The following is an 8,670-nucleotide window of genomic DNA, read 5'->3' on the forward strand; positions in this document are numbered from 1 at the left end:
CTCGGTCGCGCCGCTCCATTTTCTTTTTAACCCCCCCTCGTCCCGCCTCTCCGGGCCCCCGTTGCCGGGTGGGGGCCCCCCCCCGGGGGCCCCCCCCCCACGCCACCTCAACCGGGACAAGAGCACCAGAAGCCTTGAACGTCCTCATACCCTGATTCTGGCGGCCCGCCCGCACCAAACTGCTGAAGGTTGGGCGGCACACCGCCACGACTTCCTTAAAACCCTTGGAGATAGAACGATGTCAATAAACGCCCACCGTGAAGCCGCCCTTTTGGCCTCCGTTCCACCGGGCTGCTCATCAACGGTGAGGGGCGGGACGCCGGTTCGGGGAAGACGTTCGACGTCGAACCGCGTTCACTCAAGCCGCTTGAGGACCGCCCAGACCTCATAGAAACACTCTCGACCTACTACCGAAACGGATTACCCGCCCGACAGACAGCCCGCGCCCTCTATCTGCAGCACAACACCGTCGCATACCGTCTGGGACGAATCGAAGAGCTCCTAAATCGCAGGCTGGACGACGTTACCTCGTCAATAGACATACTGATAGCCCTCCCGCCGAACTAAATGATTTGACCCGCTGGGCTTGGCGTGGCCGGGCACAATACGCAACCTTCGGCAGCGAAGACAAGCTTTGTCCGACACTAATGACCTCCCCAGTCGACTCGCAGGCGGCGCTGCTCCGATTCACCCTATGTTCTGGGTGCCGGTCCGCCAGTGTGTGCCCCGCAGCTCCTCACGCCGAGGGCCCTTATGAGAAGTCGTTTCAGGCCCTGACAAAACGGTCGGAAGCCATGAGGTCGGCGCTGGCCTGGAACGGGTTCGATACTGAAATAGGGGGTGTTGACAATGTCAACGCGTCTCGCTTCTTACTGGGGCGGAGATCGGCCGGACTGCTCCGGATTCCGCATGATTTCGCGGGTTTCCAGTGTTTGCAAGGGCTGGAATGTAGTCCGAGTCCCACCTCGGGCACGGCATAACCCCTCTTCGGAGGGGTTTTTGCTTTAACGTGTGTACATTTTGGTTGGTCAGGTCTCTCTGACACTGGCCGCGGTGTGTGCCTGGCGCCGCGGGTCGCAGGTGAAGTTGTGGGGGAGCGTTCAGGGTCGTGGCTGGTGGGCCCTCCGCCCTCTGTGAGCTGGAATTATGTGGTCCTCTCTCGGCTCGTCCGGTAGGTCGTGGTTGGCCTACACCTCTTCATGGATGGGAGGACTGAGCACAACATGACTTCGAGACTCTGCGACAAAGTGCTTGGTTTTTACGCGTTCCTGGGGTGGGGTGGTATGGCTGGGAGGGCTTTGCCAGGCCAAAGGGGTGTGGACATTGTCCACACCTAAATCTTCATTATTGTGACTGCTTGCGGCCATTGGCTCGTACCTCCTTGGGCCTTCATCTACCTCATGCATGTGAGTGGCCATGACGACATGACGCCGTCTGGGAAGCGCGCTGTCTGCGGGGGCCATGGCGACGGAAGTGTTCAGCCGCCACGGTCGATCGAGTGCTTTTTGGGGAGGTCTCGTCGGCAACGTCGACGCGCTACGAATGAATGTGGGAATAATCCGGCGCAGGTTGCGGTCCCTGTCAGGGCTGCCGACGCTTTGTGAGTTCATGCGCTGGTCGGATGAGCACATTGACGACGACTACTCATCCGATAAGCACCCTTTAGTCAAACTCCGCAGCAATGCGCGAAGTCTGCCGACTACATACCCTGTGGCTAGCTAGGGCAGGCGCACCGATCTTCCCGGTTGCCGTCCAAATAGGGGCTGGCGGGTTGTGAACGGACCATACGACGGTACGGGTATTCGGCGTCGCTCCCCGTTGTTCCCGGCGTCAGGCTCTTCCGCAGAGCCTTCCACCCTCAGTGAGTAGTGGTACGTCCTGCCGTTGCTGTGCTCAAACAAGCCATCGGGTTCCGGAACCAGGGATGAACCCTCTGCGATGGCATTCGCCCATGCATCAGCCTCGTGCCAGAACACGTGGGCACGGGCAGGGTCCGGAGGTACCTGGAGGGACACGGAGATCATGAGGTCCGCGCCGCGTCCGGAGCGGCGGGTATAGGCGACGACGTCGACACTCACCCCGCGGCTCATCAGTGCCGGCTTGCCCGTGACCACTGCGGTGACCGTTTCAATCGGGCCCTCACCGGGGCCTGGTTCAATGGCCGGGCAGGCCGGCCAGAGGGGAAGCTGCAGTTCTGTCATGTAGGCGTCCTGAATCCTGCGGGTGAGTGCTGCGATCATGCTTTCCTTCCGTGCAGCTCTTGTGGACCTACTTCAGTACGGAACCGCGGTGGCGGAGGTCTTCGAGGAAGAGCACCAGGGTCGCTGCGACACTGCGGTGCGAGGTGTCGTTGAGGGCATCCCGCAGGCCACCTGATGTGGTCACGAAACGTGAGCAGGGTAGCCGGAAGGACCAGGCTGCGGCGTCTGCGGCCGGTACTACGGGATCATTTTCGCCGTGGAAAACCAGCACAGGGGGCTCGACCGTTTCCGGTTCGGGGAGGGTATGGTGTCCGAGATCGTCGGCCAGGGTACCGGCGTCGAGGTTTTCCGTGTCCGCCAGCCGGGCGCGGTGGACCGGGCAAGCGCTCCGTACCTCCGCGTCGGGCAAGGCAGTGACGGCTGGTCCGAGGGGCAAAGCCGCGACGACGATGGCGTCGGGCCGTGCTTTGCCGACGGGTCCCGGGGCACCGGTTTGCAGGGCCAGGACCGCGCCCGTGTCCGAGCCGATGACGACCCGGGGATTACCGGGATCGGCGGTGGCCAGGAGCTTGGCAGCCAGGTCAGGGGCCTGGCCGGAGGGGCCGTTTTCCAGGATGTGGACGGTGTATCCGTCGCTGGAGAGGCGACGACCGAAGCGCTCGTAGATGCCTGGGTGTTCACCGCGTCCGGTGAGGACGATGAGGGTGCCGCGCGGGTTCACTCCGGCGGGGGTCTCCCAGGATGTTGGTTTGTGGATGGTGTTGGCAGTCATGGCTTCCTAGGCTGATGTGGTGAGCGTCGAATTGCCGACAAGGGGAAAGAGCTGTTCGGCGATTCGTTCCAGTTCGGTGTGCAGGGGAGAGGACTGGAGGAGCAGCAGGTTCACTCCGGCGTCCTGGTAGGCGCTGACCTTTTCTGCCACTTGTTCGGCCGTGCCGACGAGGTTGGGGCGGAGGCCCCTGGTACCTACGGAGTATTCGCGTTTGGAGATTTCGATGTCCAGGTTGGAGTGGGTGACGAATTCTTCGAAGGATGCGTAGCCGGGGGAATCGGGGTTGATGGTGGTGATGCGGTCCAGTTCGGCCTGAGCTTCGGCTTCCGTGTCGCGGATGATGACGTACGCGCTCATTCCGATGTATTCGAAGTCGGCTCCTTGGAGGCGTCGGCGCCGCGCGTTGAGGTCCGCGGCCTTGGCGCGGAGTTCCTCAACAGTTCCACCATGGGTGACGTACGAGTCGGCGAACGCGGCGATGGCTTCGCGACCGCCTTCTGATTCACCGCCGGCGTAGATGTGCGGGCGGTGGGCTGGTTTGGGGGAGAGGACGACGTCGGCAAGATCGTAATATTCTCCGCTCTGGCTGTACGGGGTGCTGCTCCAGAGCCCCCGAAGGGCGCTGACGAACTCGGTTGACTGGACGTACCGCGCGTCATGTTCAGCAAACTGGCCGCCGTATTGGCGGGCTTCCTCGGCCCACCAGGCTGAGACGACGTTGAGGGACAGCCGTCCTTTGCTGATGTCCTGCAAAGTGGAAACGGTCTTGGCTGTGATGGCCGGGTTGTGGAAACCGGGGCGGATGGCGGTCATGACCTCCAGGTTTGAGGTGACTGCCGCGATGGAGGCAGCCAGCGACCATGCTTCCAGGCTTGGAGCTTCGATTCCTTTGCGGTCGTTGAGGTACAGCTCCGGCACGAGGGTCAGCTCGAACCCGAGCCTGTCCGCCTGCAGGCTGACTTCCTTGACGTAGTCCCAGTCAGCGGCCATGGCTTCGTGCTCGACGTTGCGAAGGAAGCCACCGTAGACGGGCGTCCAGTATCCGAACTTCATGCTTGCTCCTTGGTTTCCATGGCGGTTGCCTGTGCGTCAAAGGTGAGGATGCCGTCGAGGGCTCTGGTGAGATCTGCAATCAGGTCGGCCACGGCCTCAAGGCCGATCGAGAGCCGGATGGTGGTAGGGCCGATACCGGCCGCGACGAACTGTTCCGGTGTGAAGCGGCTGTGCGTGGTGGTGGCCGGATGGATGACCAGTGAGCGGGCATCGCCGATGTTGGCCACGAGCCGGAAGCGTTCCAGGCTATCAATGAACCGGCCTACGTGTTCCGGGTCGATGGCGAGGTCGAAGGAGAAGACCGAACCGATTCCATCGGGGAAAAGCCTGGTGGCATCAGCGTGCTGGGCGTGTCCTTCGAGCCCGGGGTGATGCACGCTGGCCACGGCCGGGTGCGTTTGGAGGAACCGTGCCACCTGCAGTGCCGAGTCCGTGTGTCGGCGGATCCGCAGATCCAGGGTTTCCAGCCCTTGCAGGATCTGAAACGCGTTGAAGGGGGACAAGGCAGGTCCGAGGTCGTGGACAATACGGGCCCTTGCCAGTGTCAGGAACGGTGTCCGTGCACCGGTGAAAGTTTCGTTGAAGATGATGCCGCCGAAGCGTTCGTAGGGTTGGGTGTAGAGCGGCCACCGTTCGGGGTGGGCGCCGAAGTCGAACGTCCCGGCGTCGACGATCACGCCGGCCAGGGAGGTACCGTGCCCACCCAGGAACTTCGTGGCGGAGTAGACCACGATGTCCGCACCGTGCTCGATGGGCCGCAGCAGGATCGGGGTGGGAACGGTGTTATCCACCACCAGGGGGATGTTGTTGGCGTGGGCGGTTTCCGCGAGGATCCGCAGATCGGGCAACGAAGCAACCGGATTCGCGACTGATTCAACGAAGAAGGCCCGGGTATTCTCACGGACGGCGAGCTGCCAGGCATCCGGGTTCAGCGGGTCAACAAGGGTGACGTCGATGCCAAAGTCCCGGAACGTGTCCGTGAGAAGGTCAACAGTGCCGCCGTACAGACCAGCCGAAGCCACAATGTGCTGGCCGCCGCGGACCAAGGCGAGAAGGGCGACGGCGACAGCAGACTGGCCGGAGCCGGTCGCCAAGGCGCCCGCACCGCCGTCGAGGTCTGCGACGCGCTGTTCGAGGACGGCCGCGGTGGGGTTGCCGGCCCGGGCGTAAAGGTTGCCGGTGCGACGCAGCGCGAAGATCTCCTTGGCTGCCTCGAAGTTCTCGAATTCGAACGCGGCCGACTGGTAGATCGGAACGACGGCAGTGTTCTGGGGTGTCCCAGGTTCATACCCGGCCTGGATTTGGCGCGTTGCCAAGCCCAGGGCCTCGTTGGAACTGTTCACGGGGTTCCTCTCGGTAACTGCTGTTTTGTTTGCAACTTCGAGTATTTGTTTGTGGAAACAAAAGGACCAAAGTTTTGTCCTAGTGCGTCCTACCGAGACGTTGTATTTCCTTTTGCGACCGTCATAAATGTACTGAGTTCACGGGAATTCACGACGGTTCACAAACTTTGCTTTGGTGCGGCGACTGCCCGAACAATTGCCGACAAGATCGATTCGTTTAGGGTTGTTGCTCGCTTCGAAGGGCCAAACCCCACTTTTGTTTGGAGGATTGTTATGGCTGATCGTCAGTTGAAACTAGGCGCCGTTCTCATGGGAGTTGGCGGCCCCGGCGACCAGTGGTCCTGGAAGAATCCAGAGATCCCGGGTGATGCCAGCGTCAACATCGACTGGTACGCCGAACTCGCCCGCCAGGCAGAAGCGGCGAAGTTCGACCTTCTGTTCATCGTGGACAGCCAATACATCACCGATCGTTCCCCGAACCATTACCTCAACCGCTTCGAGCCGCTGACCCTGCTCTCGGCCCTGGCCCTGGTGACCAGGAACATCGGCTTGGTGGCGACCATCAGCACCTCCTACAACGAGCCCTTCAATGTGGCCCGCCGGCTCGCCTCCCTGGATCTCATCAGCAAGGGGCGGGCAGGATGGAACGTCGTGGCAACAGGGGATGGAGGCACGGCGCGGAACTTCAGCCGGGATGAGCATTACGACTACGAGCACCGGTACGGCCGGGCACTGGAGCACGTCCAGGTAGCCCAGGGCTTGTGGAACTCGTACGAGGAGGGCGCGTTTCCTCGTGACAAGGACGGCGGCGTCTTCTTCGATCCGACCAAGCAGCACAAGCTCGACCACAAAGGGACGTACTTCAACGTCGAAGGACCCCTGAATGTTGAACGTTCCCCACAGGGACAGCCGGTCATTTTCCAGGCAGGCGATTCCGAAGAAGGCCGGCAACTCGGCGCAAAGATAGCGGACGCGATCTTCACCCACGCACCCTCCGTCGCGGAGGGGAAGGCTTTCAGGGATGACATCCGCCGCCGTGTCACAGAAGCCGGACGGGACGCCGATCAAGTGCTCATCATGCCCGGTGTCAGCCCGATCATCAGGGACACCGTCGAAGAGGCCCGGGCCCACGAGGCAAGCCGCCGCGAGACGTCCACGCTCGAACAGAAAATTGCCCTGCTGGGCCGCCCCTTCGGATGGCACGACTTCAGCCAGTACGACCTCGACGCACCCTTCCCTGAACTCGGTGACCTCGGTGACGACAGCTTCAAGACCCACGCTGACAGCATCAAGCGCACCGCCAAGGAAAACTCCCTGACGCTCCGTCAGACCGTGGAACACCTGTTCGGTTACAAGCCGGGCCCGTTCGTAGGAACAGCAGAAACCGTAGCGGCGGAGATCGAGGAGTGGTTCCTCACCGGCGCATTGGACGGTCTCAACATCCACGTCACCGTACCCAGCGAGTTCGCCCGCTTTAACGACCAGGTCCTCCCGATCCTCCGGCGGCGCGGCATCGTCCCCGAGGACTACCGCGGATCCACTCTCCGGGAAAACCTCGGTCTGCCCATTCCGTCCAACACGCACGCAGCGGCTCCGGCCTTGGCCGGGGCCAACAGCTGAGCACGAAACCCATCATCCGTTCCGCAACCCCCAAACAGGAGCACCAATCGTGACATCAGGAAAACAGCGGCTTGTCCGCGCGTTGGCGGCAGGACTGGCCATAGCCGTCCTTGCCACCGGCTGCGGCGCCGACGCCGGATCACCCCAAGGAAGCAGCGAGCCAGCCGTGGTGAAGTGGGCGTTCAGCCTGCCCACATCGTGGGATCCGGTCACCAGCCGCACCGGCAATGACATCAATACCATCAGCCTCGCCTACGCGTCACTGACCAAACTCGACGCCGAAGGCAATGTCCAGCCGGCGCTTGCCGAAAGCTGGAAATACGACGCCTCAGGCACCGCCGTGACGTTCAAACTACGCGAAGGACTCACCTTCACCGACGACACCGCCTTGGACGCCGATGCCGTCAAGAAGTTCTTTGACCGCGGCAAGACCCAAAAGGACTCTTTCCTTAGGGACCAGCTCGCAACGGTCAAGGACGTCACTGCGGACAGTCCCCTGGAAGTCACCCTGCATCTTGCAGCTCCCGACTACCAGATTCCTTACCTGGTGGCAGGCCGGACCGGCGCGATCTCCAGCCCCAAGGCGGCAGCCACGGACACAGCAAAACTGAGCCTGTGGCCCGTCGGCGCGGGACCGTTCGAAATCGTCGACTTCGTCCCCGAATCCCACGCCTACTTCAAAAAGAACGAGCACTACTGGGACGCTGCGAACATCCACATCGACCGATTCGAACTCTCCCTCGCGCCCGATGCAGCCACCCTGGTGGCCGGCGTGCAGTCAGGATCCATCGACGTCGCAACGCTGCCCGCACGCAAAGTGGACGAGGCCAAAGCCGCAGGACTCTCTGTAGACATCAAGCCCTCACTGGCCGCCAGCGATGTCTCCATCAACCTGAACAAGGCACCCTTCAACAACCCCAAGGTCGTTGAAGCCTTCCGCTACGCGTTCGATCGGCAGGAGTTTGTCAACGTACTCACCGCCGGACAGGGCAGCATCACCCACCAGCCGTTCCCGGACGGTTACATCGCCTTCGCGCCGGAAGCCGAAAAGCTGTGGGACTACGATCCCGACCGCGCCGCCAAGCTCTTGAAAGAAGCCGGCTACGAGTCCGGCCAGCTTTCCTTGACCATCACTGCCGGCGCCTTCAGCCAATCGACGGCCGAGGTGGTCCAGGCACAGCTGAAGAAGATCGGCGTCGGGTCCGATATCAAGGTGGTCCCGGCTGGATCTTCCACCTGGCAGAACGAGGTTTACATTGCCAAGAACCCGGTTATCGCCGTGGACGGCACCATCGGCAGGGAGTCGCCCGTGCAAAACCTTCTCGCCACCTACGGACCCGAGGGAATCATGAACCTCAGCGGTCCCCACGCCGACTCGGCCTTCCTCAAGGCACTGGACGTCGTACGCAACACCCCCCTCGATGCCCCGAACTACAAGGACGTGCTGCACGCCGCCGTCGTCGAAGGCGTCAAGCAATCCCCAACGAACTACATCTACAGCAACCCCTGGGTCGTAGTTTCCAACCCCGCCCTCTCGAACCTGCAGATCCTGCCTTCGCAGATCCGCTGGGAAGGCGTGACCGTCAAATAGGTGCTGTGGTGGGGCGGGCCCGGCCCCCCCCCACACTTGAGGCCCCCGAAGGCACAGCCAAAACCGGAGTAGACCAATACACGCACCCAC

7 protein-coding genes are annotated in these 8,670 nt (G+C 62.2%); 3 read left to right on the forward strand and 4 right to left on the reverse strand.

Annotation, left to right across the window (positions count from 1 at the left end; translation table 11 throughout):
- The first annotated feature begins 387 nt into the window (after positions 1 to 387).
- Positions 388 to 567 (forward strand): helix-turn-helix domain-containing protein, encoded by a 180-nt coding sequence (locus tag ACFVSJ_RS10050; protein WP_387436701.1) that lies wholly within the window; start codon positions 388 to 390, stop codon positions 565 to 567.
- Positions 568 to 1,718: 1,151 nt separating this feature from the next.
- Here the strand turns inward: ACFVSJ_RS10050 and ACFVSJ_RS10055 are convergent.
- From ACFVSJ_RS10055 to ACFVSJ_RS10070, 4 genes are read right to left on the reverse strand one after another with little or no spacing between them, the layout of a single operon-like run.
- Positions 1,719 to 2,240 carry a hypothetical protein gene (locus ACFVSJ_RS10055; RefSeq protein ID WP_387436449.1) on the reverse strand — a complete coding sequence of 174 codons (522 nt, stop codon included), beginning with the start codon at positions 2,238 to 2,240 and terminating at the stop codon, positions 1,719 to 1,721.
- Between the two features lie 28 nt (positions 2,241 to 2,268).
- On the reverse strand, positions 2,269 to 2,973 hold the full coding sequence (locus ACFVSJ_RS10060; protein WP_387436451.1) for an alpha/beta hydrolase: 705 nt from the start codon (positions 2,971 to 2,973) through the stop codon (positions 2,269 to 2,271).
- Positions 2,974 to 2,979: 6 nt separating this feature from the next.
- On the reverse strand, positions 2,980 to 4,026 hold the full coding sequence (locus ACFVSJ_RS10065; RefSeq protein WP_387436453.1) for an LLM class flavin-dependent oxidoreductase: 1,047 nt from the start codon (positions 4,024 to 4,026) through the stop codon (positions 2,980 to 2,982).
- A complete protein-coding gene (locus ACFVSJ_RS10070) occupies positions 4,023 to 5,369 on the reverse strand; it encodes an O-acetylhomoserine aminocarboxypropyltransferase/cysteine synthase family protein (RefSeq protein ID WP_387436455.1) in 1,347 nt (448 codons plus the stop codon). The genes ACFVSJ_RS10065 and ACFVSJ_RS10070 overlap by 4 nt, the downstream gene beginning before the upstream one ends.
- A gap of 273 nt (positions 5,370 to 5,642) precedes the next feature.
- Between ACFVSJ_RS10070 and ACFVSJ_RS10075 the strand changes: the two genes are divergently transcribed.
- Positions 5,643 to 6,989 carry an LLM class flavin-dependent oxidoreductase gene (locus ACFVSJ_RS10075; RefSeq protein WP_387436458.1) on the forward strand — a complete coding sequence of 449 codons (1,347 nt, stop codon included), beginning with the start codon at positions 5,643 to 5,645 and terminating at the stop codon, positions 6,987 to 6,989.
- Between the two features lie 49 nt (positions 6,990 to 7,038).
- A complete protein-coding gene (locus ACFVSJ_RS10080) occupies positions 7,039 to 8,580 on the forward strand; it encodes an ABC transporter substrate-binding protein (protein ID WP_387436461.1) in 1,542 nt (513 codons plus the stop codon).
- Positions 8,581 to 8,670 lie beyond the last annotated feature (90 nt).

The organism is Paenarthrobacter sp. NPDC058040 (genome assembly GCF_042885775.1).
Taxonomy (GTDB): domain Bacteria; phylum Actinomycetota; class Actinomycetes; order Actinomycetales; family Micrococcaceae; genus Arthrobacter.

What these genes read in the sequence shown, in the direction of transcription:
- ACFVSJ_RS10060 (WP_387436451.1), bottom strand. Translation starts at nt 2,973, where the DNA reads ATGACTGCCAACACCATCCACAAACCAACATCCTGGGAGACCCCCGCC.
- ACFVSJ_RS10065 (WP_387436453.1), bottom strand. Translation starts at nt 4,026, where the DNA reads ATGAAGTTCGGATACTGGACGCCCGTCTACGGTGGCTTCCTTCGCAAC.
- ACFVSJ_RS10055 (WP_387436449.1), bottom strand. Translation starts at nt 2,240, where the DNA reads ATGATCGCAGCACTCACCCGCAGGATTCAGGACGCCTACATGACAGAA.
- ACFVSJ_RS10075 (WP_387436458.1), top strand. Translation starts at nt 5,643, where the DNA reads ATGGCTGATCGTCAGTTGAAACTAGGCGCCGTTCTCATGGGAGTTGGC.